A 25,951-nucleotide genomic window follows, 5' to 3' on the forward strand; every position below is an offset into this window, starting at 1 on the left:
TCAGTACTTCTTCCACACGACCCGATTCACGTAGTCGGTGTAGCTGTGAATGATGCGCAGCACCTTGTCCGAGACATTCGGCATGCTGTAGTCGGCGACCTGGCGCAAGCCTCGCAGTTCACCGCGAGGCTGGGTATTGAGGATGGCCAATCCCTGGCGCACACGAGCAACCTCAAGACCCACCATCATTACCGCGCCCTCTTCCATTCCTTCGGGCCGCTCGTGCGCCTCGCGCAGGTTGAGTGCCGGAAAGTTCAGGATGGACGACTCTTCGTTGATGGTGCCGCTGTCGGAAAGAACCGCGCGGGCAGACATCTGCAGCTTGACGTAGTCGTGAAACCCGAGAGGCTTGAGCAGGCGAACATTGGCATGAAAGCGAGCGCCCGTCGCGTCGATGCGCTTTTGGGTACGCGGGTGCGTCGAGACGATCACCGGCAATCCATGATCTTCGGCCACTGCGTTGAGCACATCGACCAGCTTTGCGAAGGACTGGGGAGACTCGATGTTCTCCTCGCGGTGGGCGCTCACCGCAAAGTATTGGCCTGCCTCAAGGCTCAACCGCGTGAGCACATCGGATGCATCGATGTTCGAACGGTAGTGCGACAACACCTCGAACATCGGACTGCCAGTCTTGATCACCAGGTCTGGCGATAGCCCTTCGCGCAGCAGGTAGTCGCGGGCGATGGTGCTGTAGGTGAGATTCACATCGGCTGTGTGGTCCACGATGCGCCGGTTGGTTTCTTCCGGCACGCGCTGGTCGAAGCAGCGGTTGCCGGCCTCCATGTGAAAGATCGGAATCTTGCGCCGTTTGGCGGGGATGACTGACAGGCAACTGTTGGTGTCACCCAGCACCACCATTGCCTCGGGCTGCTCTTGCCCAAGCACCTTGTCGACCGCAATGATGAGATTGCCGATGGTGTGCGCGGCACCCGTCGAATCTGCCGCACTGTTCAAAAAGTGGTCGGGCTTGCGAACGCCGAGGTCGTCGAAGAAGACCTGATTGAGTTCGTAGTCATAGTTCTGCCCGGTGTGAACCAGCACGTGGTCGCAATGCTCGTCGAGACGCGCCAGCACTCGTGAGAGGCGAATGATCTCGGGGCGCGTGCCCACCACTGTCAAGACCTTGAGTTTTTTCATGGGAACAATCAGTAATCGAAGCGTCTACAGCGGACAGGCGAAGGTGTCGGGTCGCGCGCGGTCGAACACCTCGTTCGCCCAGAGCATGACGACCATTTCTTCTGTGCCGATGTTGGTGATGTCGTGCGTCCAGCCGGGCACGGTCTCCACAATTTCAGGCTTGTCACCCGCCGTGATCAACTCATGAGCTTCACCGGTCTGCATGTGCCGGAACTTGAAGCGAGCTTGACCCTTGATCACCAGAAACTTCTCTGTCTTGCTGTGGTGGTAGTGGCCGCCTCGCGTAATGCCCGGGTGCGCGGTAAAGAACGAAAACTGGCCGGCGTCCGGCGTCTTGAGCATCTCGACGAACACGCCGCGCGCGTCTCCGTACTGCGGCACCGGGTAGGCGAACGACTCGGGTGGCAGGTAGCTCACATAGGTTGAGTAGAGCGCCCGCACCAGCCCCGTTCCCACGCGATCGGTCATGAGCGTGCTGCGGCTGTCCCTGAACGACTGGATCTGCCGGGCAAGCTCACCTACCGTGGTCGTGTATTGCGGCGCCACGGTGGCAAGACCATCCGCGTTTACCTGAGCATCTGCACCGTCCATCAACTGAACGAATCGTTCGATGACGTCGTCCACGTACACCAGCGTGACGGCCGCAGACGGATCGTTGATTTGGATGGGGAGCCCGCGCGAGACGTTGTGGCAGAACGTCGCGACGGCCGAGTTGTAGTTGGGGCGGCACCATTTGCCAAACACATTGGGCAGCCGGAAGAGGTGCACCGGAATGCCGTGGCTGCGGGCGGCGGCCTGCAGCGTCTCTTCCGCTCCGCGCTTGCTGCGGCCGTAAGGGTTGTCGAAACCCGCCTGGGTGGACGAGGTGTAGACGACGGGAACCTTCTTTCCAGTCGATTCGGCCACGGCGCAGACGGCGCTGCACAGGCTCTGTGTAAGTTCTGCGTTGCCGGTAGCAAACTCTTGCGGGTCATGAGGGCGATTGACGCCCGCCAGGTGGAACACGAAGTCCACCCCTTGCAGCAACGCGGGCAGTTGCCCCACGCTGTCGTCGCGGGTGAAGCAGACCACCTGCACGTCCTTGCGCTCGGCCAAGTGCAACTGCAGGTTCTTGCCCACGAAGCCGCGGGCGCCGGTAATCAATACCTTCATGGTCTTATTCCTGCGCCATGGCGGGTTCACCGCGGGCAATGCGTCGCATGAAGTCGAGCTTGAGCAGCAGTGTCTTCATGCCATCCACATCGAGCCGGGTGGTGTTGTGCGAGTTGTAGTCTTCACCGTGCGTGCTGCGGGTAATGCGCTGCTCGCCCTCCTCCACGTACTTGGCGTAGTTCAGGTCACGGCCGTCAGGCGGCACGCGGTAGTAGTCGCCCTGGTCTTCGGCGCAGGCCATTTCCTCTCGGCTCAACAGCGCTTCATAGAGCTTCTCGCCATGGCGTGTGCCGATCTCACGCACCTCATGATTCGGCTTGCGCATCACCTCCAGAATGGCTCGTGTCAGTACCTGCACAGTGGCTGCCGGCGCCTTCTGCACAAAGATGTCGCCGTTGCTGCCGTGCTTGAAGGCATGCAGCACCAGTTCGACCGCGTCCTCCAGAGTCATCATGAAGCGCGTCATGGTTGGGTCCGTCACGGTGATGGGCCTACCTGCCAGAACCTGTTCCACGAACAGCGGAATTACCGAGCCGCGGGAGGCCATGACGTTGCCGTAGCGGGTACCGCAAATGACGGTGTTTGTGCTCTCCAGATTTCGACTGGCGGCGACCATCACCTTTTCCATCATCGCTTTGCTGATGCCCATGGCATTGATCGGGTAAACGGCCTTGTCAGTGCTTAGGCACACGACGCGTTTAACACCTGCGGCGATTGCCGCCTCCAAAACGTTTTCGGTGCCAAGCACATTCGTGCGTACCGCCTGCATCGGGTGGAATTCGCAAGACGGAACCTGCTTTAGCGCCGCGGCATGAAAGACATAGTCGACATTGCGCATGGCAGTGGCCACGCTTCGCGCATCTCGTACATCACCGATGTAGAACTTAAGCCTAGGATGGTTATAGCGCTTACGCATGTCATCCTGCTTTTTTTCATCCCGACTGAAGATGCGGATCTCTCCAATATCGGTCGAAATAAAGCGTTTGAGCACGGCATTACCGAATGAGCCAGTACCGCCGGAAATCAATAGCGTTCTATTGTCAAACATAGCAGACTTCAATTACTCATCAATGAGAGGATTTTATCTTGCTGCATATCAAGGTAGCTCGCTTCAGGCTCACTCAATAGGCGGCTGAGATAATTTTCATAATGAACAATCAATTTATCGAGCGATCCTTCAATGTCACTAATGGGCGAAGCGATCCCAAATCCATTTTCCTGGACAAGCGAGCCCAGGGAAACGTCTTCGGAACAAATTATTGGACATCCAAATGCAATGGATTCATAAAGTTTATTTGGAAGAGCAAGTTTCACATTGTTATTGCTAGCATCGTATAAAATGTAATTTACATCGATTGAAGAGTAGATCTCAGGCAAATCCTCAGGACTTCTGAATGTCCCGTGATAGGTAAAATTTGACAACCCCTCGAATACCGAAATTAATCCATCTCCATATGCGTGCAATTCAATATCAGAACGACGCTTTAATAACTCAGCAAGTGCTTCGAGTGGTTTTCGAAAAACGAAATTTCCAATTACACCAATGCGAATGCGCTCACCTCGCTTTTTATTCGGCAAGAGCCTCCGAAAACCATCAACCTCAGCCTTCATCCAAAATGGAAGCTTGTTTTCTATGACAATTGTTTTTGACACTATTTTCGGGTATTTTTTTGCATAGTAGGCACTCAGGTAATATGGTGAAGTTAATATCAGGCCAGCCAATTTACGACAAAAAAATCCATCCAGAGGCGCAAACCACTTACCTCGACCATCCAATTGATAGAGATCGCCCAATTCAAGATAAACTTTCTTCCTCGCCAATATGGCAATTAGAGCTTGATCCGGACCAGTACAATAGACAAGCTCCGACGGATTTTTCCAAAGTAGCAGCCAGAGCTTAAGAAGTAGAAATACTCGACTTCCATAACTTCCATCCTTTGCCGCCCCAATTTCAATCGACTCAGTCGCATAATTTTTAATGTTAACCGTGTACTTATTTCTCAAAAAATAGAAAACCGTCAAACGGAAGTTTTTGCGAAATAAATCGATTCTCTTTTGATGTCTAGGTTGCTGCAACGCAGAACTAATGAACAAAATTTCCTTCATTAGGTTTCTCGATTACAAGTTAGCACCAAACAATAAGCTGTCAACACTGCCCTAACTCCGCCTCAAGCCAGACGATGCGGCTAGGAAAGTCAAACTTCCTAGGAGCAAGGCTACAAAAAGAAGAATGACCTCTTTTTTCACTTCTGCAATTAATCTAGCAATACCAATCCCGCAAATTTTCATGAGCAGGAGAAAATAAACAAAATAAAATATAAAGCCTGATGCGGCGTAGAGCTCGATCGCCGATTGCGGGACAAAACACACTCCTACAATAACGAAGCCGACTCTCAAGAAAAATCCAAAGCCCTGCAAGACAAGCGCTGCCTTTTGATTTTTAGTTACTTGGAGTGCCATTGAAATTGGCGAAGAGAGAAACTGCATGACGAACCAAGGCGTCAAGTACAACATTGCGGTCCCAGATCGCGCCCAGTTGCTTCCAAAAATAAGAGGGGTAAGCGCGGGAGCAAGAAGCCCTGCGAGAAGCAAAGGCCCTACTCCAACTCTCAACAATCCTTTAATGACAGAAATTGTTAGATCAGGCAGCCGGTTCTCACGCATTGCTTTCGGCGCCTCCGATAAATACAACTGAGAAATAGACATCCCCATCAGTGCCATCGGCGCCTGCATTATTCGCGTGGCCAAAAACAAGTATGCAGCTTCAGAGTTGAGCAACAGCGTGCCAATAAGTATTACCGGCACCTGTATTCCTGCCATATTTAGCAGCGACTCTGGGACGGAGTACTTAGGAAAAAATTTATATTGCCTAAAGGTGACATATAAGATCTTCGGCCATGCTCCAACAGAATATGAGGACACTGCGCCTGCGAACCAAAAAACCAAGGCAAGGGAAGAAATTCCGCTTATCATGATTTGGCCAAGCATCAACCCGACAGCGCCGCCTCCCAATTCGCCAATTAAAATCTGAACACTCACGCCGGCTAATGTTTGGAAGATCTTGTATTTCGACAATAGAGCGAACTTTTTTTTCCTTACCAACCAATATTGAATGGCACTATAACTACTGGTCATCCAAATACCGAGAGGAAGCAACCAAGCCATTCTCCATTTGCCAGTTGTCCCGAATATCCACTCCCAAGATTTAGGCATGATGGAGATCAAAACGGCCAGCGTGATCGAGATTCCAAAGGAAGACAGCAGCGCAAGAACCAATAGGGCATTCGCTCGTCGTTCTTGCTCGGGAATGGTCAAAGCAATGTCGAATCGAAGGCAAGCGGCAGAAGCAATCACTCCTACGAAAGATGCGAATATGGCCAAATCGTTGAACTCGCTTGGCGCGTACAATCGCGTCAACCACAAGGTCGACAAGAGCACTATTAGGCTAGATAAACCACTCCCACCAAATAGAATGGCGGCCGAACGGAGCAAGTTACGACTCATCGAACTATTCGGCTTCATGTGGGCGAATTTTCATCAGGCCGCAACGGCCGATTTGTCCCAAATTCCACGCGTATCCACCAACAATTGCTGAGCTTTTAGATTTACGTTTCCAACAAAGTCTTTGTGGTCGACCAAAAGTATCAGTATATTGGCTCTTTTTCGCGCGTATTCAGCGGTGACCAGTTCCGCATTTTCTATCACTGCGGGTAAGCTGGAGATGTGAGGTTCGACAACCAACAACTCCCCAATTCCTAGTTTGCTTATTTTTTCGGCTATGGCTAGAGCGGGGCTTTCTCTAAGATCGTCTATGTTTGCCTTAAAGGTCAGGCCGAAGCAAGCAACTGACACGTCTTTCAATCGCATCAAATGGTTGGCCTGCAACAATTTGGAAATGGCGGCCTGCACTTTCTCGACTACCCATTCCGGCTTGTAATCATTTACTTCACGCGCGATTTTTATAAGTCGAGCCTCTTTGGGGCAAGCGCTGACGATGAACCACGGATCTACAGCGATGCAGTGCCCGCCGACTCCGGGACCGGGCTGTAAGATATTTACTCGAGGATGAAGGTTGGCAAGCCGAATAAGCTCCCAGACACTGATGTCTTGCTTGTCACAAATTAAAGACAGTTCATTCGCAAATGCGATGTTTACGTCACGGTAGCTGTTTTCTGTCAGCTTGCACATCTCAGCTGTTCGAGCATTGGTTGTAATACAAGCGCCTAGAACGAAGATTTTGTAAAGTGCAATCGCCGCTTCCGAGCATTTCGTTGTGATCCCACCAATAACCCGATCGTTTTGCACAAGCTCGCGCAGTACTTGGCCAGGCAATACGCGCTCGGGACAATAAGCCACTCGAATATCGGACTCGCCTCCATGCGTCTGGGGAAAAGTCAGATCTGGCCTTGCGTCGGACAGCCAAGCTGCCATTTGCTCTGTGGCGCCTACGGGCGAAGTGGACTCAAGAATGACCAGATCGCCTTTCTTGAGTACCGGAGCGATCGACCTACTTGCTGTTTCGATATAGCTCAGATCCGGCTCATGATCACCCGTGGGGCCGGTCTTAAAAGGAGTCGGCACTGCAATCAGGAATGCCTCCGCTGGTTCGGGTCGAGTTGTGGCGCGCAAATAGCCTTCCGTCACAGCTGCATGCACCACGATGTCGAGGTCGGGTTCGACAATGTGGATTTGCCCGCTATTGATGATGTCTACTGCCTTCTGGTTGACGTCCACACCGATGACTTTGACCTTGCGCGATGCAAGAACGGCAGCAGTTGGCAGGCCGATGTAGCCGAGGCCGATGACGGAAACGGTCTTGAAGGTCATGCGATTGCTGATTGAGAAACTGAACGGGTCTTTTCGGCGAGCGACAAGGTTTGGGCAATGCGCTGGCAAGCTCGGCCGTCGCCGTAGGGGTTGTGGGCGTGGGCCATGATTTGGTAAGCGGCGGCGTCCGTCAGCAGCACATGCGCTTGGGCAACGATTCGTTCGATATCCGTGCCCACGAGCTTCACAGTGCCGGCGGCAACCGCCTCAGGCCGCTCGGTGGTGTCGCGCATCACAAGTACGGGCTTGCCCAGCGAAGGAGCCTCTTCCTGAATGCCGCCCGAATCGGTCAGGATCAGGGTGCTCCGATCCATCAGGTAGACGAAGGGCAGGTAATCCAGCGGCTCGATCAAATGCACATTGCCGACGTTGCCCAGCAGGCGCCGTACAGGCTCCTGCACCTGCGGATTCAGATGCACGGGGTAAACTACTTGCACATCGGCATGGGTGCGGGCGATGCGGCCTAGGGCTTCGCAGATTCGCTCGAAGCCGCCACCAAAGTTTTCTCGTCGGTGGCCGGTCACGAGCACCAGGCGCTTGGCCGGGTCAATGAAGCGGAACTGCTCGGCAAAGCGCTGCTGCAACGCCATGTCGTCCCTAATCCGGTCCCGCACCTGCAGCAGGGAATCAATCACGGTATTGCCGGTCACGTGGACAGTGTCAGGTGCCACCCCCTCCGCCAACAAGTTGTCGCGTGAGGCATCGGTAGGTGCAAAGTGCCAATGCCCAAGCACACTCGTGAGCTTGCGGTTAGCTTCTTCGGGCCACGGTGAATAGAGATTGCCAGTACGCAAGCCGGCTTCGACGTGGCCCACCGGAATGCGCTGATAGAAAGCCGCCAGTGTTGCGGCGAACGTAGTGGACGTGTCGCCATGGACCAGCATTGCGTCGGGCCGCCATTGCGTCAAAGTTTCCTTCAACCCGCGCAGCACGCCGGCTGTAATGTCGGTCAGATCTTGGCCTGGCTTCATCAGGTTGAGATCGAAATCCGGGGTGATCTCGAAAAGACTGAGCACTTGGTCCAACATCTCGCGATGCTGGGCTGTCACGCACACCCGGGTTTCAAAGGCCGGCAGCGTCTGCAAATGCTTTACCAGCGGCGCCATCTTTATGGCTTCTGGTCGGGTACCGAACACTAGGAGGATTTTCATAGGAGCATGCGTATGAAAGCACCGGCCTCGAAGCACGGCATCTCTACGGGGTTGAACTAACAAACAGAGATCCGACTGGTTCTTGCAGCGTCTCCACCTCAGCCGATGGCCCGCTATCAGCGGAACCGATCCGCCGTTTCGCTACCCAGATTCACCACCTGGGCGGCGGGCAATATCAGGCTGATCACGCGGTTCCACTTCACGAGCGGCACCGGGTCGATGTAGACCACGTCTTGCGCCTCCAGGCTGAACTGCCTGGCCAGCACCATTGCGGCGGGGTTCTTGGCGTCCAGATGGAAGATCGCGGGCAAGCCCGTGGCACCCTGGCGAATCACGTAGATCTGGCCGGGGTTGGAGGTGGTGAGGATCGGCCCGCCCGCTTCACCCAACGCTTCGTTCAGGTTGAGGCGGCCGTTGCTGCGCACCGTCAGTGCCGATGGGCGGAGGATTTCGCCCATCACATACACCTTGGCGTCTTCGCGATGGCCCACGCGGACGGTGTCGCCGTTCATCAAGGGAATGTCGTTGCCGTCACGGCCGGCTTCGCGCAAGCGCGTCAGGTCGATGTCGATTGACTTGCCATCGCGAACAAGGGTCACAGCCGCGCGGTTGCCGCTTGCGGTGATGCCACCGGCCCGGTTGATGGCCTCGGTCAGCGTCATGGGCACGTCGGTGAAGATCTGCGAGCCCGGCACGCGCACCTCGCCTTCTATATAGGCGCGGCGGCTGCGAAATGATTGGATGCGCACCGTCACTTCGGGTTCGCGCACCTGCGTGACGATCAACTTTGAGATGAGGTCGCCGGCCTCCGCCTCAGTGAGCCCCGCAACCCTGACGCGGCCCACATACGGAAAGGCGATTTCGCCCGACGAATCGACGATGAAGCCCGGCGCCACACTCACGCCCGTGGGGTCGGCCTGCTGCGAGATGACGGCGCCGGCACTGGGCAGCAGTTCGGGGTGGTCATACACGATGACGCCCACCACGTCTCCGGGGCCGATGGTGTAGCGCTGCGCCTTACCGAACAGCGCTCCCACGTCTGGCGGCACGCTCTTGGGCGTCATTTTGGCCAGCGTGCGCACAAGGGCCGGGGTAATGGGGGTAATCCGGTCTTCGGGCGCTGCGTCGGGCAGGTACTGGAACTTGGGCGGCAGATCCTCGGCGCTTTGGTAGGGCTCTACGGTACCCATGCCAGGCACGATGGTGCAGGCTTGAAGCAGGGTACTCACCAATAGAGCGGCGACCGATGTATGTCTCAAAACAAACCTCCGCTTTTTATTACGCCTTCGGGCGAACATCTTGCTGAGGATTAGCTGTTTCTCTATGCCTCCTCTTATTTAGGTCATCTTATCTATTGTTGCCAAAACGTTTCCCATGGCAAAAAGAGCGCGCAATCAATGTCATAAAATAGATAACACTACTTACATTTCGCAACCCATAGTTTTGTGAAAGTGTGGTCGGCGTCTCATCGACGGCAAACGACACCGTTGGATGCGAACACGGGAGGTTGAGGGGCGTCTGGGAGGCGTGCCATCCCTCGTGGCGACGAGGGAGAAAGCCGGTGGGCGCTGCCTGAGCCTGACCACCGCCCCGCTCGTTAGGTACCGCGCACGCGTTCCGTTGCGCGCTTCAGGAGGGGGTCGGTCGGCGAAATCTCACCGCAAAACCTGTCGTCTTTCGGACAACTAATTTTGGGGTGCAAGCACTAATCTTCGAATTAGTCGCAGCTCAGGCATTAGAGATTTAATACATCAAAAGCAAACGGAGGGCGCCTGTTTTAGTCGCCACGAATACTTTTGTAATCGCAATTGAAATCTGCGCGGCTCGCGTATTTATTGGCGTTTTTAGAGCATTGCCTGCTCTTCATGGCGCGCGCGGCAACGGGGCGCTGTCGTCCAACAGCAAAAAAAAAAACGGGCCAGAGCTTGTGACTCTGACCCGTTGATCTATCTGACGATATTGGTCGGTGTGAAAGGATTCGAACCTTCGACCCCTTGCACCCCATGCAAGTGCGCTACCAGGCTGCGCCACACACCGAAGCTCTCAATTATAGCCGGCTGAAATCACCGTCCGACGGTCAGCAGCTCACGAATTTCAAAAAGCTCGCGCCGCAGGTGCATCAGCTGCGACGGATCGACCGTGCGCGCCGTGGCTTGCTGGGGCTCGGGGTTGTGGGTGTCTTCGTCGTCCTGGTGCATGGCGGCATCGAACTCTTCCTGGTCGATTTCGACGGCTTCCATGCCCTCGAGCGGAACGATGCCGGCCTTGCGGCGCTCTCGCTCGCCTTGCACGAGTTCTTGCAGCTTGTTGCGCGCGCCGCTGATGGTAAAGCCCTGGTCGTAGAGCAGGTCGCGGATGCGGCGAATCATGAGCACCTCGTGGTGCTGGTAGTAGCGCCGGTTGCCGCGCCGCTTCATAGGGCGCAGTTGCGTGAACTCCTGCTCCCAGTAGCGCAGCACGTGCGGCTTGACGCCGCACAGCTCGCCGACCTCACCGATGGTGAAGTAGCGTTTGACGGGAATGGGCGGGAGCGTTTTCTCCATTGAAATCAAGACCGTGCGCAGGAAACCTTAGAGATTACTCTACGCAGCCGCGCAGCACCAAGCACTTATTCGGCGCCCAGGCTCCACTCGACCTCGGAAGTGCCGCTGGGCTCGATGCTGCCGTGGATCTGTTCCTTGAGCTTGGCGCTGGCATGAAAGGTGGCCACGCGCCGCTCGCCGATGGGAATGGCTTCGCCGGTGCGCGGATTGCGGCCCGGCCGCGGTGCCTTCACGCGGATCTGGAAGTTGCCAAAGCCCGAGATTTTGACGTCGGTGCCTTCGATCAGGCTGTTGGCGATGAGGTCGAAGAAAGCCTCGACCATGTCCTTGGATTCGCGCTTGTTGAGGCCGATCTGCTCGAAAAGCAGGTCGGCCAGGTGCGCCTTGGTGAGTGCGGGCGTTTCGAGGGCTTCGAGCGTGAATTCCGCAGCGTTCATTCTCATCAACCTCTCAGGCGGGCGCCGAGTGTGGCGCTCAGTTGTTCGACGATCGCGCGCACGGCGGGTTCCACCTGCTCGTCGGTGAGCGTGGCGTTGTCGTCCTGGAAGCTCAGGCGAACCGCCATGCTCTTCTCCCCTTGCGCCAGACCGCCCGATGCGGGCGCCGTGCCGTCACGCGCAGGTTGCGGACGATAGATGTCGAACAGCGTGGCGTCGCGCAGCAGCCCTTGCGCCGCGGGCGCCGATTGAATGGCCTGCATCAACGCATTGTGCGTGACGGACTCGGCCACGACCACGGCAATGTCGCGCTCCACGGCCTGGTGCTTGGGCACCGGCTGGGCCACGGGCACGGGCCGCGCGGTCACGGCGTCGAGGTCGAGTTCAAAAACCACGGGGGCCAGGGCAAAGTCCCACTTCTGGCGCCAGCGCGGATGCAGCTCGCCGACAAAGCCGATGGCCTTGCCGTCGATCAACACGCGGGCTGAGCGGCCGGGGTGCAGGGCCGGATGCTCGGCCGCTTCGAAGCTCGGCACCAGGGGTGCGAGCAGCGCTTCGACGTCGCCCTTGGCGTCGTAAAAGTCGACGCGGTGCGGCTTGCCGTCCCAGCGCGCTTCTTCGGCATCGCCCAAGGCAAGGCCGGCCACGCGCATGGGCTGGTGAACGCCGCGCACGGTGCTGTCGGTGGTGGCCACACTGTCGTCGCGCAAGAACACGCGGCCCACTTCGAACACGCGCACGCGCGGGGCCTTGCGGTCGAGGTTGAACTTGAGCACCTGCAGCAGCGAGCCGATCAGCGACGAACGCATCACGCTCATCTGGCTGGCGATGGGGTTCAGCAGCTTGACGGGGTTGGCATTGCCGGCCAGGTCTTGCTCCCAGTGCGCTTCCACAAAACTGAAGTTGATGGTTTCCTGGTAGCCGAGCGCCGCAAGGCTGCGGCGCACCGCGAAGCGGCTGCGCTGGGCCTCGGGCCGCACGCGGGCGGTGATGGGCGCCAGCGGCGCGGTGGTCGGCAGGTTGTTGAAGCCGATGAGGCGCGCCACTTCTTCGATGAGGTCTTCTTCGATGAGCAGGTCGAAGCGGTGCGGCGGCGGCGTGACGGTCAAGGTGCCCTCGCCTTCGAGCAGGGCAAAACCGAGGCGGCGCAGCGCGTCGGCGCATTGCGCCTGCGTCAAAGGCATGCCGATGACGCGCGCAGCACGCGCCACGCGCAGCGTGACGGGCATGGCCTCGGGCACGTTCAAGATCTTGTCGTCCATGGCGCCGGCCTGGCCGCCGCAGATCTCGATGATGAGTTGCGTGATGCGCTCGATGATTTCCACCGTGCGGCTCGGATCGACGCCGCGCTCGTAGCGATGCCCGGCATCGGTCGTGAAGTTGAAGCGGCGCGAGCGGCCCTGAACGGCTTCGGGCCACCAGAACGCGGCCTCGACGTAGATGTTGCGCGTGTCGTCGGACACCGAGGTGGCATCGCCGCCCATGATGCCGGCGAGCGATTCGACGGCCTCGTCGTCGGCAATGACGCCGACCTTGTCGTCGACGCTGATGGTGTTGCCGTTCAGCAGCTTGAGCTGCTCGCCCGCCTTGCCCCAGCGCACGGTGAGGCCGCCGTGGATCTTGTCGAGGTCGAAAATGTGGCTGGGCTGGCCGTACTCGAACATGACGTAGTTCGAGATGTCGACCAGCGGCGTCACGCTGCGCTGGCCGCAACGCGCGAGCCGCTCGACCATCCAGGCCGGCGTGGCCACCTTGGTGTTCACGCCGCGCACAATGCGGCCCGAAAAGCGGCCGCAGAGTTCGGGCGCGTCCACCTTCACCGGCAGCACGTCGGCAAACGATGTGGCAACCGGCGCAATGGCGGGCGTCTTGAGCGGCGCGCCGGTGAGTGCCGCGAGTTCGCGGGCAATGCCGTACACGCTCAGGCCGTGCGCGAGGTTGGGCGTGAGCTTGAGCGTGAGCAGCGCGTCGTCGAGCTTGAGCACGTCGCGCACGTCGGTGCCAATGGGCGCGTCGGCGTCGAGCTCGAGCAGGCCGCCGTGGTCTTCGCTCAGCTGCAGCTCGCGGGCCGAGCACAGCATGCCCTGGCTCTCAACACCGCGCAGCTTGCCCAGCTTGATGAGAAAGGGCTTGCCGTCTTCACCAGGCGGCAGTTCGGCGCCGACGAGCGCGCAGGGCACCTTGATGCCAACGCGCGCATTGGGTGCGCCGCACACGATGTTGAGCAAGGCGCCCTGCCCCACGTCGACTTGGCACACACGCAAGCGATCGGCGTTGGGGTGCTGCACGGCTTCCTTGATCTCGCCGACGACGATGCGGCTGAAAGGCGGCGCCACGGGGCGGCGCTCTTCGACCTCGAAGCCGCCCATGGTGAGCGTTTCGGCCAGCTCGGCGCTGCCAAGGGGCGGATTGCAGAACTCGCGCAGCCAGGATTCCGGGAATTGCATCTCTTCGATCTCGTATTCGGTTTTTCTATGGATGGGTGCTTACTGGAACTGCGAGAGAAAGCGCAAGTCGCCGTCGAAAAACAGCCGCAAGTCGTTCACGCCGTAGCGCAGCATCGTGAGCCGGTCGGGCCCCATGCCAAAGGCAAAGCCGATGTAGCGCTCGGGGTCGAGGCCCATGTTGCGCACCACGTTCGGGTGCACCTGGCCCGAACCCGCGACTTCGAGCCAGCGGCCGGCCAGCGGGCCGCTCGCAAACTGGATGTCGATCTCGGCGCTGGGCTCGGTGAAGGGAAAGAAGCTTGGGCGAAAGCGCAGCACGAGGTCGTCGCTTTCGAAGAAGGTGCGGCAGAAGTCGGTGAAGATGACCTTCAGGTCCTTGAAGCTCACGTTTTCGCCGAGCCACAGGCCTTCGCACTGGTGGAACATGGGCGAGTGCGTGGCGTCGCTGTCGACGCGGTAGGTGCGGCCGGGCGCAATCACGCGGATCTCGGGCGCCTTGACGGCACCGGTGGTGTCGGCTGCGGCGGCCTCGAACTCGGCCGCGTATTTCTTGATGTGCTGATGCGCGTAGCGAACCTGCATGGGGCTGGTGTGCGGACGCAGGTTGTACGGAATGCCGTCGTCGCCGTTCAGGTCGACATAGAAGGTGTCCTGCATCGAACGCGCAGGATGGTTGGGCGGGTTGTTGAGCGAAGTGAAGCTGTGCCAGTCGCTCTCGATCTCGGGGCCGTCGGCCACGTCGAAACCCATGCTGGAGAAGATCTCTTCGATGCGCTCCAGGGTGCGGCTCACCGGGTGCAGGCCACCCGGAATGCGGCGGCTGCCGGGCAGGCTCACGTCGAGCGCTTCAGCGCGCAGCTGCAGCGAAAGCTCTTCGTCGGCCAGCTGCTGGCGGCGTTCGGTCAGCGAGGACTCGATGGCCTGCTTGGCCACGTTGATTGCAGCGCCGCGCGACTTCTTCTCGTCGACGCTGAGCGCAGCCATGCCCTTCATCAGCTCGGTGATGCGGCCCGACTTGCCGAGGAACTGCGCCTTGGCGTTTTCGAGCTCAGCGGGCGTTTTCGCTTCGGCGAAGGCGGCGCGTGCGGTGGCGACCAGGGAGTCCAACTCGTTCATAGCAACAGAAAATAGGCGGGGAAATAAAAAAAGAGCTGGAGCCTTTTCAAGCGCCAGCCCTTGTGTCGTGGGCGCAGGAGGCTGCCACGAAGACAGCCGCCCTTGCTTTTACAGGATCAAGCAGCCAGCTTGGCCTTGACCTGCTCCACGATGCCGGCAAAAGCGGCCTTGTCGTGCACTGCGATGTCCGCAAGCATCTTGCGGTCGATCTCGATTCCGGCTTTGCGGATGCCGTTTGCGAACTGGCTGTAGGTCAGGCCCAGTTCACGCGAGGCGGCGTTGATACGCGCGATCCACAGTTGACGGAAAACGCGCTTCTTGTTGCGGCGGTCACGGTAGGCATATTGCCCAGCCTTCATTACCGCCTGTTTGGCGATGCGGAAGACATTACCGCGGCGACCACGGAAACCCTTGGCGAGTGCGAGAACTTTCTTGTGGCGGGCGCGAGCCGTTACACCACGTTTGACGCGAGGCATGTGTGTACTCCTTGTTCGTCTGAGTTAAATGCCACGGCCGGGCAGCATGGCGGCGACAGAAACCATGTTGGTTTCATGCACTGCGACTGCACCACGGAGGTGACGCTTGTTCTTGGTGGTCTTCTTCGTCAAGATGTGACGCTTGAAGGCTTGACCGCGCTTAACGGTGCCACCGGGACGAACGCGGAAACGTTTTTTCGCGCTGCTCTTGGTCTTCATTTTGGGCATATGAATGCTCCTTTAGTTTGTGCTCGTGAGGCGCCGCGGATACTCCACGGACTTGTTGGCCCCGAGACACTTCTTTATCTCGCCCTTGCCTGCCCTTCTTGCGAAGTGCCGGCAACGGCGAAATTCTTCAAACCCTGCTAACTGACTCTCTCTCGCCCGACCAGCCTTTTCAGGCTGCCGCGGGTGCCGACGTTTCCGTCGACGCGGCGGGCTTGGCGGCACCACCGCCACCCGGCTTCTTGCGGCCCGGAGCGATCATCATGATCATCTGCCGGCCTTCGAGCTTGGGGAACTGCTCGACGACGATCAGGTCGGCCAGCTCATCGCGAATGCGCTGCAGCAAGGCCAGACCGAGCTCCTGGTGCGTGATCTCGCGGCCGCGGAAGCGCAGCGTGATCTTGCATTTGTCACCCTCTTCAAGAAAGCGCTTGATGTTGCGCATCTTGATGTTGTAGTCGCCATCGTCGGTACCGGGCCGGAACTTGATTTCCTTGACCTCGATGACCTTCTGCTTCGACTTCGCCTCGGCTGCCTTCTTCTGCTCGTGGTACTTGAACTTGCCGTACTCGATCAGGCGGCACACTGGCGGATTGGCCGCGGCGACGACCTCTACCAGATCCACGTCAGCCTCACCGGCAAGGCGCAAGGCCTCGGAGAGACTCATAACACCCAATGGCTCGTTTTCCGGGCCTACAAGGCGGACTTCCGGGGCCATGATTTCCCGGTTCAGGCGGTGTTGGCGTTCCTCGCGGTGGCGGCGGTCGCGAAATGCAGTAGCGATGGTCAGAATCCTTCAAAAGTTGCTACAAAATCTGTAGCGGAAGCCGGGTCAGTCCTCGCGGACAAGCGGCATGATTTGGTCGAGAAACACAAGTTGGGGTGCTTCAGGGACTAATCAACGCTTGTCAGCAACATCCTGGTCGAGCCGCTGCTTGAACGATTCGAGGGACATTGCACCGAGGTCTTGGTTGCCCCGGGCGCGCACTGCGACGGCACCAGCTTCCTTCTCTTTGTCGCCTACGACGAGGATGTAGGGAAGCTTTTGCAACGAATGCTTCCGTATTTTATACGTAATCTTCTCGTTGTGCAGGTCGAGCTGAACCCTAAGCCCTTGATTCTGCAGCGTTTTCGCCACTGAAGCGGCGTAATCGGCCTGCCCTTCGCTGATATTGAGCACCGCGACCTGCACCGGAGCGAGCCATGCGGGCAGTGCGCCGGCGTGGTGTTCGATCAGCATGCCGATGAAGCGCTCGAGGCTGCCCACGATGGCGCGGTGCAGCATGACGGGGTGCGCGCGGCCGCTCGATTCGGTGACGTATTCGCCGCCCAGTCGCTCGGCCGTGTTGAAGTCGACCTGCATCGTGCCGCACTGCCACTGGCGGCCCAGCGCGTCCTTCAGCGTGTATTCGATCTTGGGGCCGTAGAAGGCGCCGTCGCCGGGCGAGATGATGAAGTCGACGCCCGAACGGCGCAGGGCTTCCATGACGGCATGCTCGGCCTTGTCCCACAGCTCGTCGGAGCCGACACGGTTGTCGGGCCGCGTGGCCACCTTGTAGAGGATGTCCGTGAAGCCGAAGTCGGCGTAGACCTTCTGCAGCTGCTCCGTGTAGGCGATGCATTCATCGAGGATCTGGTCTTCGGTGCAGAAGATGTGGCCGTCGTCCTGCGTGAAACCGCGCACGCGCATGATGCCGTGCAGCGCGCCGCTGGGTTCGTTGCGGTGGCACTGGCCGAACTCACCATAGCGCAGCGGCAGGTCGCGATAGCTGCGCAGGTCGCTCTTGAAGATGAGGACGTGGCCGGGGCAGTTCATCGGCTTGAGCGCGTATTCGCGCTTTTCCGACTCCGTCGTGAACATGTTGTCGCGGTAGTTCTGCCAGTGGCCCGTTTTCTCCCACAGGCTCTTGTCCAGAATCTGCGGGCCCTTCACTTCCCAGTAGCCCGTGTCGCGGTAGATGCCGCGCATGTACTGCTCCACCGCCTGCCACACGGCCCAGCCCTTGGGGTGCCAGAACACCACGCCCGGCGCCACTTCGTCGATGTGGAACAGGTCGAGTTCCTTGCCCAGCTTGCGGTGGTCGCGCTTCTCGGCCTCTTCGATGCGCTGGATGTACTGGTCGAGCTGCTTCTTGTCGGCCCAGGCCGTGCCGTAGACGCGCTGCAGCTGCTCGTTCTTGGCGTCGCCGCGCCAGTAGGCGCCGGCCAGCTTCGTGAGCTTGAAAACCTTCAGGAAGCGCGTGTTGGGCACGTGCGGGCCGCGGCACATGTCCACGTATTCCTGGTGGTAGTAGAGGCCCATGGCCTGCTCGTCGGGCATGTCTTCGACGAGGCGCAGCTTGTAGTCTTCGCCGCGCGACTTGAAGACCTCGATGACCTCGGCACGCGGCGTCATCTTCTTGACCACGTCGTAGTCCTGCGCGATCAGCTCCTTCATGCGAGCCTCGATGGCGGCCATGTCTTCGGGCGTGAAGGGGCGCTCGTACGAAATGTCGTAGTAAAAGCCCTCTTCGATCACCGGGCCGATGACCATCTTGGCCGTCGGGTAGAGCTGCTTCACGGCGTGGCCAACCAGGTGGGCCGTCGAGTGGCGGATGATCTCCAGGCCCTCGTCGTCCTTGGGCGTGATGATCTGGAGCTTGGCGTCGCGGTCGATGACGTCGCTGGCATCGACGAGCTTGCCGTCGACCTTGCCGGCCACCGTCATCTTGGCGAGCCCGGGTCCGATGGACTGGGCAACTTGGGCCACCGAAACCGGGCCTGGGAACTCGCGGCGCGAGTTGTCGGGAAGCGTGATCTGGATCATGAAAAACCTCGGGGCAGAAAAACAAAAAGCGCGGTGACTGGCCGCGCTTTGCTTGGTTTGGGAGCTGGCAGAAACCAGCGAGCGCGGGCTACCGGCCCTTTCCTTCGGAGACGAAGAAAAAGCCGCTGAATCCTTGCGGAGTAGTTCGCGGTGTCATAACCAAGGTGCCTTTCTCGCTCTTGTTGGGTGCAGAGAGCCGCAATTCTATCCGGTGCCTGCCAAGGCCATCAGCGGGCGGGTTTTGCGGCTTCCCACAAAAAAAGCCCGGCACTAGGCCGGGCTGGATGGTGACAGCGAATCGTCTGTTCAGGCGATCAGCGGGTCAGTGGAACTGCTCTTCCTCGGTCGAGCCGGTCAGCGCCGTGACGCTGGACTTGCCGCCCTGGATGACCGTGGTCACCTCGTCGAAGTATCCGGTGCCCACTTCCTGCTGGTGCGAGACGAAGGTGTAGCCGCGGTCGCGTGCCGCGAACTCGGGCTCCTGCACCTTTTCGACGTAGGCCGACATGCCGCGTTGCACGTAGTCCTGGGCCAGGTCAAACATGTTGAACCACATCGAGTGGATGCCGGCCAGCGTGATGAACTGGTACTTGTAGCCCATTGCGCCCAGTTCCTTCTGGAACTTGGCAATGGTGGCGTCGTCGAGGTTCTTCTTCCAGTTGAACGACGGCGAGCAGTTGTAGGCCAGCATCTTGCCGGGGTGCACCTTGTGCACGGCTTCGGCGAACTTGCGGGCGAACTCGAGGTCGGGCGTGCCGGTTTCGCACCACACCAGGTCGGCGTAGTACGCATAGGCGACGGCGCGGCTGATGGCCTGGTCCATGCCCTTCTTCGTCTTGTAGAAGCCTTCGGCGGTGCGCTCGCCGGTCAGGAACGGCTTGTCGTTCTCGTCGTAGTCGCTGGTGATGAGGTCAGCCGCTTCGGCGTCGGTGCGGGCGATCACGAGCGTTGGCGTACCGCAAACGTCGGCCGCCATGCGGGCGGCGACGAGCTTCTGCACCGCTTCGGTCGTCGGCACGAGCACCTTGCCGCCCATGTGGCCGCACTTCTTGACCGAGGCAAGCTGGTCTTCAAAGTGCACGCCGCCGGCGCCGGCCTTGATCATGGCCTTCATCAGCTCGAAGCCGTTCAGCACGCCGCCAAAGCCAGCTTCAGCGTCTGCAACGATGGGCGCAAAGTAGTCGACATAGCCCTTGTCGCCAGGGTTCACGTTCTTGGACCACTGGATCTCGTCCGCGCGGCGGAAGGTGTTGTTGATGCGCTCGACCACGGTCGGCACCGAGTCCACCGGGTACAGCGATTGGTCCGGGTACATGGCCGAGTAGGTGTTGGCGTCCGCGGCAACCTGCCAGCCCGACAGGTAGATGGCCTTCACGCCGGCCTTCACCTGCTGCATGGCCTGGCCGCCCGTGAGCGCGCCAAGGCAATTGACGTAGGGCTCGTTGTTCACCAGCTCCCAGAGCTTCTCGGCGCCGCGGCGTGCCAGCGTGTGCTCGATGGGGAACGAGCCGCGAAGGCGCACGACGTCAGCGGCGCTGTAGCCGCGCTTGATGCCCTTCCAGCGGGGATTGGTGGCCCATTCTTTCTCGAGGGCGGCAATTTGCTGTTCGCGGCTCAGTTGTTCTGTGAGGGTCTGGGGCATGGTCACTCCGTGAGGTTGATTGAAAGATGGGCGCTGCGGCCGTGGAGTCACTGTAAACCGAACTCGGACTCTTATGTCTTATAGAAGACATATTTTTATCAAAGCAAAATCAACCACTTACAGATGAATTTCTCAATGCAAAATTATTTTTCTCATATTGAGAAAAAATATTGCGGCGCAGCAGTCACTCATTTCACGATGTGCAACGTGTCTTTCAGGCGTGAAAACGAGGCCGCGAAACTGGCTTACCTGGCCGCCGCGTGCGCGATCCAGTCGCCGCTCCTGATCACCGCACGACCTGCGACGCGCGACGGATGGATCTCGTAGACCAGGCATTCGAACTGCTGCGCGCCCGCTTCCAGCGTCACGTGGCGCCTGATGTACTCGCCGGCGTCGTCGGCGGCAACTTCTTCGAGCACGTCGAGCGCGGCTTCAACCTCGGGCTCGATGCGGTAGATCTCGCCCACCACGAGCCGCTTGCCGCCCAGCACCACGCCGGGATAGGCGCCCAGGTCGTACAGCGTGCCCGCAATGGCGGCGTTGGCCACGAAAAAGGGTTCGGGACGGAAGCGCGCGATGTCGTTGCGCCCGCCGCGGCGCAGCGTGCCGTAGACGAACACGTGACGCGAGGTGCGTGCGCCTGGCAGGCCGTCGGATTTCGTCGATTGCGGCATCATTGAATCCATCGTTCCAGCAACAAGCCATCGAGTCTATTGAACACCGCTGTCCCCGCCTCCAGCCGTCTCGTCGCCTATGGCTGCCTGGCCTTGAGCATGTCGCTCGTCGGCGCTTATGTCGCCCTCTCCAAGCCATTGGTCGCCGTCTTCCCGGTGCTGCTGCTCGCATGGCTTCGCTTCGGCATCGCCGCGCTCGCCATGCCGCACTGGCTGCAGCGCCCGCCGGGCGAACCGCCCATGAGCGGTCGCACCCGAGGCCTGGTCTTTCTCGAATCGTTTCTCGGCAACTTCCTTTTCTCCGTCTGCATGCTGTTCGGCGTGAGCCTCACGAGCGCGGTGTCTGCCGGCGTGATCATGGCGTCCATGCCGGCGGCCGTGGCGGTTGCGAGCTGGCTCTTTCTGCGCGAGCGCATCACGGTGCGCATCGGCCTGGCAATCGGCTGCGCGGCGATCGGCATCGGCCTGCTGGCGCTCACGCCGGCGCATGCTCCACCCAATGCAGAGAGCCCTTCGCGCTCGTCCATGCCCTGGCTCGGCAACCTGCTCGTGTTCTGCGCTGTGCTTTGCGAAACGGCCTATGCGGTGATCGGCAAGTCACTCACCGGCCGCCTCGGCCCCAAGCGGATCTCGTCGCTCATCAACCTGTGGGGCTTTGTGCTGTCGATGCCCTTCGGCATCTGGTTCGCACTGCAGTTCGACTTCTCGGCCGTGCGCATCGGCACCTGGGCCTTGCTCATGGTCTACGCGCTTGCCGCAAGCATCTGGACCGTGTGGCTCTGGATGACGGGCTTGCGCCACGTGCCCGCTGCGCAAGCGGGTGTTTTCGCGGTGATGCTGCCCGTGAGCGCGGCCCTCGTGGGCGTGCTGGTGCTCGGTGAGAGCCTCTCTTCGGCACAGCTCATTGCGTTCGCGCTTGCGCTCATTGGCGTGGTGCTGGCGACGTGGCCCGAACGTCGAAGCTGAAAACCTCGGGTTCTCCCCTCTGAAAAAACAACAACTCCCAATGAAAAAAGCTCTTTTTCCCTTGGAAACGCGTTTTTTCTCCTTTAGCATCCGCAATGCCACTGGAGACGCAAGTTTTTCATTGGTGAACGTTCAACCAAAAAAGGAAATCAACCATGGCAACTGCAAAGAAGGCTCCGGCCAAGAAAGCTCCGGCAAAGAAAGCCGCTCCCGCTAAGAAGGCTGCGGCTCCTGCGAAGAAGGCCGCACCGGCCAAGAAAGCTGCTGCTCCCGCAAAGAAGGCTGCCGCTCCTGCGAAGAAGGCTGCTGCTCCGGCGAAGAAGGCTGCTCCTGCAAAGAAGGCCGCTCCCGCCAAGAAGCGCACGCCCAACGCCGCGTTCATGAAGGCCCTGACCCCCAGCCCGGCACTCGCCGCTGTGGTCGGTTCGACGCCTCTGCCGCGCACCGCAGTCGTGAGCAAACTGTGGGACTACATCAAGAAGAACAACCTTCAAGACAAGGCCAACAAGCGCAACATCAACGCCGACGCCAAGCTGAAGGAAATCTTCGGCAAGCCGCAAGTGTCGATGTTCGAACTGGCCGCGCTGATCGGCAAGCACGTCAAGTAAGCGCTCGGGCACTGCGCGTTCATCGCGCTCCCGAATCAAAAAGCCGGCATACGCCGGCTTTTTTTTGTCCGCGGCCGACGCACACGCCGGCTCGCCTCGCCGCTCTTCTCAGGCCCGCGCCTGGGCCGCACGCGTGATCGACGCGAGCGTGCCGCGGGTGGTGATCACCTCGGGGTCGAGCGGAATCTCGATCAGCGTGCCCGTGTCGGCCGCCAGTGCGCGCAGCAACGCGGCTTCGAACTGGGAGGTTTCCGTCACACGCTCGGCAACGTAGCCGTAGGCCCGCGCAAGGCCGCAGAAGTCGGGGTTTTGCAGCGCGGTGCCGCTCGTGCGATCCGGATATTCACGCTCCTGGTGCATGCGGATGGTGCCGAACATGCCGTTGTTCAGCAGCACGATGATGCTCTTGCCGCCGTGTTGCGAAGCCGTGGCTAGCTCCTGCCCCGTCATCAGAAAATCGCCGTCGCCCGCAATGGTGAAGGCCACGCGGCCGGTGGCCAGGTTGGCTGCGATGCCCGCAGGCACCCCATAGCCCATGGCACCGCTGGTGGGCGCGAGCTGCGTCTTGTGGCCCTTCGCGAGCCCGTGATAGCGGAAGTAGCGATGCACCCAGCTCGCAAAATTTCCCGCGCCGTTGGTGATGGCCGCATCCGGCGGCAGGTGCTTTTGCAGCAGCGCGACCACAACCGCCATGTCGACGAGGCCTCGCGGAGTTTCGGCCGGCATGCCGGCCAGCGCCTGTGGCTCCAGGTTGGCCTCGTAGTCGGCATGGGCCTGCACGGCCCACTCTTCCCACGGCAGGGTGGTGGGCGCGCTCAGCACCTCGAGGCTGCGCGCGGCGGCGCTCATGCCGGCGTTGATTGCAAGGTCGGCCTGGTAGACGCGGTTGAGTTCCTCGGCACTGGCGTGGATGTGCACCAGCTTCTGCCGGGCCTTCGGCGCCTCCAGCAGCGTGTAGCCGCCGGTGGTCATCTCGCCCAGCCGCGGGCCGATGGCGATGATCAGGTCGCTGTCTTTCACGCGCTGCGCCAGCTTGGGGTTGATGGCAATGCCGACGTCGCCCGCGTACTGCGGATGGTGGTTGTCGAAGGTGTCCTGGAAGCGGAAGGCATTGGCCACCGGCAGCCGCCAGTTCTCGGCAAAGCGTTGCAACGCCTGCGCGGCCTGTGCCGTCCAACCGCCGCCGCCCGCAATCACCAGCGGCCGCTGCGATTTCAGCAGCAGCTCGCGCAGGGTACGCAGCGCGCCGGGGTCGCTCCAGGGCTGCACGGCTTCGACGCGCGGCAGGGGCCGCGCTGCGGTCTGCGCACGCAGCATGTCTTCGGGCAGCACCAGCACCACGGGCCCCGGCCGCCCGTTCATTGCCGTGGCAAAAGCGCGCGCCACGTATTCGGGGATGCGGTTCGCGTCGTCGATGCGCTCCACGCGCTTGGCAAAGCCCTTGGTGCTCGGCCCGAAGAAACTGCCGTAGTCCACCTCCTGGAAAGCTTCGCGGTCCCGGAAGTCGCTGCCCACGTCGCCGACGAACAGCACCATGGGCGTCGAATCCTGGAAGGCGTTGTGCACGCCGATCGATGCGTTGGTGGCGCCCGGCCCGCGGGTGACGAAGCACACGCCGGGCCTGCCGGTGAGCTTGCCGTGCGCGTCCGCCATGAAGGCCGCGCCGCCCTCCTGCCGGTTGACGATGAAGCGGGCGCGCTCGCGGTAGGCATGAAAGCCGTCAAGCACCGCCAGAAAGCTTTCACCCGGAACACCGAACGCGATCTCCATGCCCTGCTCGATCAGGCATTCCACGATCAGGTGGCCGGCGGGTTGTGATGTACTCATGAGAAGTCGAACCTCAGCTGCAAATGTCTCCGGCAATTATGTGCGTCCGCTCTCAACGCCTTGCGTTAATTCACCAACTGGTTAAATTCGCGCCATGAAAGCCCCCAAGGATCTCTCACCCGAAATGGTCGAGCCGCGCTCGCGCGATGCCGACCGCTCGCAACTCGCGATTCTTGCGTCGGCGCGCGACGAGTTTGCCGAACGGGGCCTGGCCGGTGCGCGCATGGACAGCATCGCTGCGCGCGCGGGCCTGAACAAGCGCCTCATCTACTACTACTTCGGCAGCAAGGACGACCTGTTCCTGGCGGTGCTCGAACGCACCTACGCCGACATCCGCGAGGCCGAGCAACAGTTGCACCTGGACGAGATAGACCCGGTCGAGGCCATTCGCCAGCTGGTCTCGTTCACCTGGCACTACTACCTCGAGCACCCCGAGTTCATCACGCTGCTGAACAGCGAGAACCTGCATTGCGCCGAGCACCTCAAGCGCTCCGAACGCATCCAGGAAATGAACTCGCCGCTGGTGCAGCTGCTCGACACGGTGCTCGAGCGCGGCAAGCGCGACAAGCTGTTCCGCGCCGGCGTCGACCCCGTGCAGCTGTACATCTCGATCGCCTCGCTCTGCTACTTCTACCTCTCGAACAACCACACGCTCTCGGCCGTCTTCGGCCGTGACCTGCGCGCGCCCAAGGCGATGGCGCAGCGCCTCTCGCACATGACCGACCTCGTGCTCGGCTACGTGCTGCACTGAGCCTTCGGGCGCCTTCCTGCATCTCCGGGTATTTACCAACCTAGCAGCGGTTGCGCTGCGGCGGCAGCCTTTCTAAAATCTGCAATTCACTCACTGGTGAATTAATCGGCAAGACAAGGCGGCCCGACCGCACGGAGACAACCTATGAAGCAACTTGTACGCACCACGGCACTCGCCACGCTCACCTGCCTCGCCGCCTTGATGCCGGGCCTGGCGTCGGCGCAGAGCGGGTATCCCAACAAGCCCATTCGCGTCATCGTGCCGTTCGCGGCCGGCAGCACCACGGACATCATTGCCCGCGCCATCGCTGACAAGATGGGCCAGAGCATGGGCCAGACGCTGGTGGTGGACAACCGCGGCGGCGCCAGCGGCACCATCGGCCAGCAGGCCGTGGCCACGGCCGCGCCGGACGGCTACACGGTCATGATTCACTCGTCGTCGCACACGGTGAGCCCCTCCACCTTCGCAAAGCTGCCGTTCGACACGGTGAACGACTTCGCCGGTGTCACGCCCATTTCGTCGCTGCCCAATGCGCTGGTGATCTCGCCCTCGAAGAACATCAAGACGCTACAGGAGCTGGTTGCGGCCGCCAAGGCCAAGCCCGGCACCATCAACTTCGCATCAGCCGGCCAGGGCAGCGCCACCCACCTCAACGCCGAGAAGTTCAAGCTGGCCGCGAAGATCGACGCCACCAACATTCCATTCAAGGGCTCGGCCGAGGCCGTGACGGAAGTGCTGTCGGGCCGGGTGGATTACTACTTTTCGCCCATCGCGCCGGTCATCGGGCAAATCAAGGACGGCCAGTTGATCGCACTGGCAGTGGGTTCGCCCAAGCGCGCGGCCGCCCTGCCCGACGTGCCCACCACCACCGAGGCCGGCGTGCCGGGCTCCGAGTTCAACTTCTGGATCGGCATGATGGCGCCGGCCAAGACGCCGCGCGACATCGTCAACCGACTGCACGACGAAGTGGCCAAGGCCCTGGCTTCGCCCGAGGTCAAAGAGCGCTTCCTGAAGCTCGGCGCCGACGCCTGGACGCTCAAGCCCGAGCAGTTCGACTCCTACATCAAGGACGAAATCAAGACCAACGCGACGTTGGTCAAGGCCGCCGGCCTGACGCCGACGCAGTAATCCGCCCCCTTCCTTTCTCTTTGACTTTCTCCAACTCC

General features: G+C 60.2%; 23 protein-coding genes and 1 tRNA gene. 4 read left to right on the forward strand and 20 right to left on the reverse strand.

Features of this window, described 5'->3' with window-relative positions; genetic code table 11:
• The 19 genes from wecB (BLR24_RS01720) to BLR24_RS01810 form a co-directional block, all read right to left on the reverse strand.
• On the reverse strand, positions 1–1,137 hold the full coding sequence (wecB, locus tag BLR24_RS01720) for a non-hydrolyzing UDP-N-acetylglucosamine 2-epimerase (protein ID WP_093011703.1): 1,137 nt from the start codon (positions 1,135–1,137) through the stop codon (positions 1–3).
• Between the two features lie 24 nt (positions 1,138–1,161).
• On the reverse strand, positions 1,162–2,289 hold the full coding sequence (locus BLR24_RS01725; RefSeq protein ID WP_093011707.1) for a UDP-2-acetamido-2,6-beta-L-arabino-hexul-4-ose reductase: 1,128 nt from the start codon (positions 2,287–2,289) through the stop codon (positions 1,162–1,164).
• A gap of 4 nt (positions 2,290–2,293) precedes the next feature.
• The gene (locus BLR24_RS01730) at positions 2,294–3,337 is read right to left on the reverse strand and encodes a polysaccharide biosynthesis protein (protein WP_093011710.1); all 1,044 of its coding nucleotides are present in this window, start codon (positions 3,335–3,337) and stop codon (positions 2,294–2,296) included.
• Between the two features lie 8 nt (positions 3,338–3,345).
• Positions 3,346–4,395: a glycosyltransferase gene (locus BLR24_RS01735; protein ID WP_093011713.1), complete on the reverse strand. Its 1,050-nt coding sequence runs from the start codon at positions 4,393–4,395 to the stop codon at positions 3,346–3,348.
• A 51-nt stretch (positions 4,396–4,446) separates the two neighbouring features.
• Entirely contained in the window at positions 4,447–5,811 is a 1,365-nt protein-coding gene (locus tag BLR24_RS01740; RefSeq protein WP_093011717.1) for a lipopolysaccharide biosynthesis protein, read from the reverse strand.
• A 15-nt stretch (positions 5,812–5,826) separates the two neighbouring features.
• The gene (wecC, locus tag BLR24_RS01745) at positions 5,827–7,116 is read right to left on the reverse strand and encodes a UDP-N-acetyl-D-mannosamine dehydrogenase (RefSeq protein ID WP_093011720.1); all 1,290 of its coding nucleotides are present in this window, start codon (positions 7,114–7,116) and stop codon (positions 5,827–5,829) included.
• Positions 7,113–8,267 carry a non-hydrolyzing UDP-N-acetylglucosamine 2-epimerase gene (gene wecB, locus BLR24_RS01750; RefSeq protein ID WP_093011723.1) on the reverse strand — a complete coding sequence of 385 codons (1,155 nt, stop codon included), beginning with the start codon at positions 8,265–8,267 and terminating at the stop codon, positions 7,113–7,115. The genes wecC and wecB (BLR24_RS01750) overlap by 4 nt, the downstream gene beginning before the upstream one ends.
• A gap of 116 nt (positions 8,268–8,383) precedes the next feature.
• Positions 8,384–9,457 carry a polysaccharide biosynthesis/export family protein gene (locus tag BLR24_RS01755; RefSeq protein WP_093011726.1) on the reverse strand — a complete coding sequence of 358 codons (1,074 nt, stop codon included), beginning with the start codon at positions 9,455–9,457 and terminating at the stop codon, positions 8,384–8,386.
• A 770-nt stretch (positions 9,458–10,227) separates the two neighbouring features.
• A tRNA-Pro gene (locus tag BLR24_RS01760) sits at positions 10,228–10,304 on the reverse strand.
• Positions 10,305–10,330: 26 nt separating this feature from the next.
• Complete coding sequence (locus BLR24_RS01765) at positions 10,331–10,810, reverse strand: MerR family transcriptional regulator (RefSeq protein ID WP_093011729.1); 480 nt, start codon at positions 10,808–10,810, stop codon at positions 10,331–10,333.
• 65 nt (positions 10,811–10,875) lie between these two features.
• Positions 10,876–11,247, reverse strand: coding sequence for an integration host factor subunit alpha (locus BLR24_RS01770; protein WP_055804702.1), 372 nt, complete (start codon positions 11,245–11,247; stop codon positions 10,876–10,878).
• A 5-nt stretch (positions 11,248–11,252) separates the two neighbouring features.
• Entirely contained in the window at positions 11,253–13,694 is a 2,442-nt protein-coding gene (gene pheT / locus BLR24_RS01775) for a phenylalanine--tRNA ligase subunit beta (RefSeq protein ID WP_093011732.1), read from the reverse strand.
• Positions 13,695–13,733: 39 nt separating this feature from the next.
• Positions 13,734–14,810: a phenylalanine--tRNA ligase subunit alpha gene (gene pheS / locus BLR24_RS01780; RefSeq protein WP_093011735.1), complete on the reverse strand. Its 1,077-nt coding sequence runs from the start codon at positions 14,808–14,810 to the stop codon at positions 13,734–13,736.
• A 116-nt stretch (positions 14,811–14,926) separates the two neighbouring features.
• Positions 14,927–15,286 carry a 50S ribosomal protein L20 gene (gene rplT / locus BLR24_RS01785; RefSeq protein WP_055804712.1) on the reverse strand — a complete coding sequence of 120 codons (360 nt, stop codon included), beginning with the start codon at positions 15,284–15,286 and terminating at the stop codon, positions 14,927–14,929.
• A 24-nt stretch (positions 15,287–15,310) separates the two neighbouring features.
• The gene (rpmI, locus tag BLR24_RS01790) at positions 15,311–15,514 is read right to left on the reverse strand and encodes a 50S ribosomal protein L35 (RefSeq protein WP_007832497.1); all 204 of its coding nucleotides are present in this window, start codon (positions 15,512–15,514) and stop codon (positions 15,311–15,313) included.
• Positions 15,515–15,683: 169 nt separating this feature from the next.
• Positions 15,684–16,304, reverse strand: a complete 621-nt coding sequence (gene infC / locus BLR24_RS01795) for a translation initiation factor IF-3 (RefSeq protein ID WP_093011738.1) — start codon at positions 16,302–16,304, stop codon at positions 15,684–15,686.
• 105 nt (positions 16,305–16,409) lie between these two features.
• A complete protein-coding gene (gene thrS / locus BLR24_RS01800) occupies positions 16,410–18,317 on the reverse strand; it encodes a threonine--tRNA ligase (RefSeq protein ID WP_055804717.1) in 1,908 nt (635 codons plus the stop codon).
• A 322-nt stretch (positions 18,318–18,639) separates the two neighbouring features.
• Entirely contained in the window at positions 18,640–19,959 is a 1,320-nt protein-coding gene (aceA, locus tag BLR24_RS01805; protein WP_055804720.1) for an isocitrate lyase, read from the reverse strand.
• Positions 19,960–20,204: 245 nt separating this feature from the next.
• Positions 20,205–20,633, reverse strand: coding sequence for a gamma-glutamylcyclotransferase family protein (locus tag BLR24_RS01810; protein ID WP_254787127.1), 429 nt, complete (start codon positions 20,631–20,633; stop codon positions 20,205–20,207).
• Positions 20,634–20,672: 39 nt separating this feature from the next.
• On the opposite strand from BLR24_RS01810, the gene BLR24_RS01815 reads away from it, so the two are divergent.
• Positions 20,673–21,599 (forward strand): DMT family transporter, encoded by a 927-nt coding sequence (locus BLR24_RS01815; RefSeq protein WP_093011745.1) that lies wholly within the window; start codon positions 20,673–20,675, stop codon positions 21,597–21,599.
• Between the two features lie 155 nt (positions 21,600–21,754).
• Complete coding sequence (locus tag BLR24_RS01820) at positions 21,755–22,207, forward strand: SWIB/MDM2 domain-containing protein (protein WP_055804724.1); 453 nt, start codon at positions 21,755–21,757, stop codon at positions 22,205–22,207.
• 108 nt (positions 22,208–22,315) lie between these two features.
• Here BLR24_RS01820 and BLR24_RS01825 read toward each other — a convergent pair whose 3' ends face one another.
• A complete protein-coding gene (locus BLR24_RS01825; protein WP_093011748.1) occupies positions 22,316–24,034 on the reverse strand; it encodes a thiamine pyrophosphate-binding protein in 1,719 nt (572 codons plus the stop codon).
• Between the two features lie 94 nt (positions 24,035–24,128).
• On the opposite strand from BLR24_RS01825, the gene BLR24_RS01830 reads away from it, so the two are divergent.
• Both BLR24_RS01830 and BLR24_RS01835 read left to right on the forward strand, forming a co-directional pair.
• Positions 24,129–24,785, forward strand: a complete 657-nt coding sequence (locus tag BLR24_RS01830; RefSeq protein WP_093011751.1) for a TetR/AcrR family transcriptional regulator — start codon at positions 24,129–24,131, stop codon at positions 24,783–24,785.
• A gap of 144 nt (positions 24,786–24,929) precedes the next feature.
• On the forward strand, positions 24,930–25,913 hold the full coding sequence (locus BLR24_RS01835; RefSeq protein WP_093011754.1) for a tripartite tricarboxylate transporter substrate binding protein: 984 nt from the start codon (positions 24,930–24,932) through the stop codon (positions 25,911–25,913).
• Positions 25,914–25,951 lie beyond the last annotated feature (38 nt).

This window comes from Variovorax sp. OV700 (genome assembly GCF_900099805.1).
GTDB lineage: Bacteria > Pseudomonadota > Gammaproteobacteria > Burkholderiales > Burkholderiaceae_C > Variovorax.

What these genes read in the sequence shown, in the direction of transcription:
- BLR24_RS01735 (WP_093011713.1), bottom strand. Translation starts at nt 4,395, where the DNA reads ATGAAGGAAATTTTGTTCATTAGTTCTGCGTTGCAGCAACCTAGACAT.
- BLR24_RS01770 (WP_055804702.1), bottom strand. Translation starts at nt 11,247, where the DNA reads ATGAACGCTGCGGAATTCACGCTCGAAGCCCTCGAAACGCCCGCACTC.
- aceA (WP_055804720.1), bottom strand. Translation starts at nt 19,959, where the DNA reads ATGCCCCAGACCCTCACAGAACAACTGAGCCGCGAACAGCAAATTGCC.
- BLR24_RS01835 (WP_093011754.1), top strand. Translation starts at nt 24,930, where the DNA reads ATGAAGCAACTTGTACGCACCACGGCACTCGCCACGCTCACCTGCCTC.
- BLR24_RS01810 (WP_254787127.1), bottom strand. Translation starts at nt 20,633, where the DNA reads ATGCCGCAATCGACGAAATCCGACGGCCTGCCAGGCGCACGCACCTCG.
- pheS (WP_093011735.1), bottom strand. Translation starts at nt 14,810, where the DNA reads ATGAACGAGTTGGACTCCCTGGTCGCCACCGCACGCGCCGCCTTCGCC.
- BLR24_RS01830 (WP_093011751.1), top strand. Translation starts at nt 24,129, where the DNA reads ATGAAAGCCCCCAAGGATCTCTCACCCGAAATGGTCGAGCCGCGCTCG.
- thrS (WP_055804717.1), bottom strand. Translation starts at nt 18,317, where the DNA reads ATGATCCAGATCACGCTTCCCGACAACTCGCGCCGCGAGTTCCCAGGC.
- BLR24_RS01820 (WP_055804724.1), top strand. Translation starts at nt 21,755, where the DNA reads ATGGCAACTGCAAAGAAGGCTCCGGCCAAGAAAGCTCCGGCAAAGAAA.
- wecB (WP_093011703.1), bottom strand. Translation starts at nt 1,137, where the DNA reads ATGAAAAAACTCAAGGTCTTGACAGTGGTGGGCACGCGCCCCGAGATC.
- rplT (WP_055804712.1), bottom strand. Translation starts at nt 15,286, where the DNA reads ATGCCTCGCGTCAAACGTGGTGTAACGGCTCGCGCCCGCCACAAGAAA.
- rpmI (WP_007832497.1), bottom strand. Translation starts at nt 15,514, where the DNA reads ATGCCCAAAATGAAGACCAAGAGCAGCGCGAAAAAACGTTTCCGCGTT.
- wecC (WP_093011720.1), bottom strand. Translation starts at nt 7,116, where the DNA reads ATGACCTTCAAGACCGTTTCCGTCATCGGCCTCGGCTACATCGGCCTG.
- BLR24_RS01765 (WP_093011729.1), bottom strand. Translation starts at nt 10,810, where the DNA reads ATGGAGAAAACGCTCCCGCCCATTCCCGTCAAACGCTACTTCACCATC.
- BLR24_RS01755 (WP_093011726.1), bottom strand. Translation starts at nt 9,457, where the DNA reads ATGGGTACCGTAGAGCCCTACCAAAGCGCCGAGGATCTGCCGCCCAAG.
- BLR24_RS01740 (WP_093011717.1), bottom strand. Translation starts at nt 5,811, where the DNA reads ATGAAGCCGAATAGTTCGATGAGTCGTAACTTGCTCCGTTCGGCCGCC.
- BLR24_RS01825 (WP_093011748.1), bottom strand. Translation starts at nt 24,034, where the DNA reads ATGAGTACATCACAACCCGCCGGCCACCTGATCGTGGAATGCCTGATC.
- wecB (WP_093011723.1), bottom strand. Translation starts at nt 8,267, where the DNA reads ATGAAAATCCTCCTAGTGTTCGGTACCCGACCAGAAGCCATAAAGATG.
- BLR24_RS01730 (WP_093011710.1), bottom strand. Translation starts at nt 3,337, where the DNA reads ATGTTTGACAATAGAACGCTATTGATTTCCGGCGGTACTGGCTCATTC.
- BLR24_RS01725 (WP_093011707.1), bottom strand. Translation starts at nt 2,289, where the DNA reads ATGAAGGTATTGATTACCGGCGCCCGCGGCTTCGTGGGCAAGAACCTG.
- pheT (WP_093011732.1), bottom strand. Translation starts at nt 13,694, where the DNA reads ATGCAATTCCCGGAATCCTGGCTGCGCGAGTTCTGCAATCCGCCCCTT.